This window comes from Streptomyces sp. NPDC005728 (assembly GCF_040630895.1).
In the GTDB taxonomy this organism is placed as follows: Bacteria; Actinomycetota; Actinomycetes; order Streptomycetales; family Streptomycetaceae; genus Streptomyces.
On the sequence record NZ_JBEXYL010000255.1, the window covers coordinates 1 to 2,605 of the forward strand.

The following is a 2,605-nucleotide window of genomic DNA, read 5'->3' on the forward strand; positions in this document are numbered from 1 at the left end:
TCGGCGGCTGCTGCGGCACCACCCCTGAGCACTTGCGCCAGGTCGTGGAGCGTGTGCGGGGCGTCACCCCACCTGAGCGCGATCCGCGGCCCGAGCCCGGTGCCGCCTCCCTTTATCAGACGGTGCCGTTCCGGCAGGACACCTCCTATCTGGCCATCGGTGAGCGCACGAACGCCAACGGTTCGAAGAAGTTCCGTGAGGCGATGCTGGAGGCTCGCTGGGACGACTGTGTGGAGATGGCGCGGGAGCAGATCCGCGAGGGCGCGCACCTGCTCGACCTCTGCGTGGACTACGTCGGCCGGGACGGTGTCGCGGACATGGAGGAGCTGGCCGGCCGCTTCGCGACGGCCTCCACGCTTCCGATCGTGCTGGATTCGACCGAGGTCGAGGTCATCCGGGCGGGTCTGGAGAAGCTCGGCGGCCGCGCGGTGATCAACTCTGTGAACTACGAGGACGGGGACGGGCCCGAGTCGCGGTTCGCGAAGGTCACGGGGCTGGCGCAGGAGCACGGTGCCGCGCTGATCGCGCTGACCATCGACGAGGAGGGCCAGGCCCGTACCCCGGAGAAGAAGGTCGAGATCGCCGAGCGGCTCATCGACGATCTGACCGGGAACTGGGGCATCCACGAGTCGGACATCCTCATCGACACCCTGACCTTCACCATCTGTACCGGTCAGGAGGAGTCCCGCAAGGACGGCATCGCCACCATCGAGGCGATCCGCCGGCTCAAGGAGCGGCACCCGGACGTCCAGACCACGCTGGGCCTGTCGAACATCTCCTTCGGTCTCAACCCGGCCGCGCGGATTCTGCTGAACTCTGTGTTCCTGGACGAGTGCGTCAGGGCGGGGCTGGACTCGGCGATCGTGCACGCCTCGAAGATCCTTCCGATCGCCCGGTTCAGCGAGGAGGAGGTGCAGACGGCGCTCGATCTGGTCTACGACCGCCGCGCCGAGGGCTACGACCCTCTCCAGAAGCTGATGGCCCTGTTCGAGGGCGCCACGGCGAAGTCCCTGAAGGCGGGGAAGGCGGAGGAGCTGGCGGCGCTGCCGCTGGAGGAGCGTCTCAAGCGGCGGATCATCGACGGTGAGAAGAACGGTCTGGAGGCCGATCTCGATGAGGCGCTGACGACCCGTCCCGCTCTGGACATCGTCAACGAGACGCTGCTGGAGGGTATGAAGGTCGTCGGTGAGCTGTTCGGTTCGGGTCAGATGCAGTTGCCGTTCGTGCTTCAGTCGGCCGAGGTGATGAAGACCGCGGTCGCCTATCTGGAGCCGCACATGGAGAAGTCGGATTCCGAGGGCAAGGGCACGATCGTGCTGGCGACGGTGCGCGGTGACGTGCACGACATCGGCAAGAACCTCGTCGACATCATCCTGTCCAACAACGGCTACAACGTCGTCAATCTCGGCATCAAGCAGCCTGTCTCCGCGATCCTGGAGGCCGCCGAGGAGCACCGGGCGGATGTGATCGGCATGTCCGGGCTCCTGGTCAAGTCCACGGTGATCATGAAGGAGAACCTGGAGGAGCTGAACCAGCGCGGTCTGGCCGCCGACTATCCCGTGATCCTGGGCGGCGCGGCCCTGACGCGGGCGTATGTCGAGCAGGACCTCCACGAGATCTACGAGGGCGAGGTCCGTTACGCCCGTGACGCGTTCGAGGGCTTGCGCCTGATGGACGCGCTGATCGGCGTCAAGCGGGGTGTGCCCGGTGCTCAGCTGCCCGAGCTCAAGCAGCGCCGGGTCCGTGCCGCGGCGGCCGTCCAGGTCGAGGAGCGCCCGGAGGAGGGCCACGTCCGCTCCGACGTCGCCACCGACAACCGCATCCCCACCCCGCCGTTCTGGGACACCCGGGTCATCAAGGGCATCCAGCTCAAGGAGTACGCGAGCTGGCTGGACGAGGGCGCGCTGTTCAAGGGCCAGTGGGGACTCAAGCAGGCCCGCACCGGGGAGGGACCCTCCTACGAGGACCTGGTGGAGACCGAGGGCCGGCCGCGGCTGCGCGGTCTGCTGGATCGGCTGCAGACCGACAACCTGCTGGAAGCAGCCGTGGTCTACGGCTACTTCCCGTGCGTGTCCAAGGACGACGACCTGATCATCCTGGACGAGCGGGGCAACGAGCGCACGCGGTTCACCTTCCCGCGCCAGCGCCGTGGCCGCAGGCTGTGCCTGGCCGACTTCTTCCGCCCGGAGGAGGCGGGGGAGACCGACGTGGTCGGTCTCCAGGTCGTCACCGTCGGCTCGCGGATCGGTGAGGAGACGGCGCGCATGTTCGAGGCGAACGCATACCGCGACTACCTCGAACTGCACGGCCTGTCCGTCCAGCTGGCCGAGGCACTCGCCGAGTACTGGCACGCCCGGGTCCGCAGCGAACTGGGCTTCGCCGGCGAGGACCCCAGCGAGATGCAGGACATGTTCGCCCTGAAATACCGGGGCGCCCGCTTCTCCCTCGGCTACGGCGCCTGCCCGAACCTGGAGGACCGCGCCAAGATCGCCGACCTGCTCCAGCCGGAACGCATCGGCGTCCACCTCTCCGAGGAGTTCCAGCTCCACCCCGAACAGTCCACGGACGCGATCGTGATCCACCACCCCGAAGCGAAGTACTTCAA

The 2,605-nt window shown here is 67.5% G+C and carries 1 protein-coding gene; it reads left to right on the plus strand.

The annotated features are described in order from the left end of the window. A partial coding sequence (metH, locus tag ABZ471_RS48285; protein ID WP_359075521.1) for a methionine synthase occupies positions 1-2,605 on the plus strand: 2,605 nt, incomplete at both ends.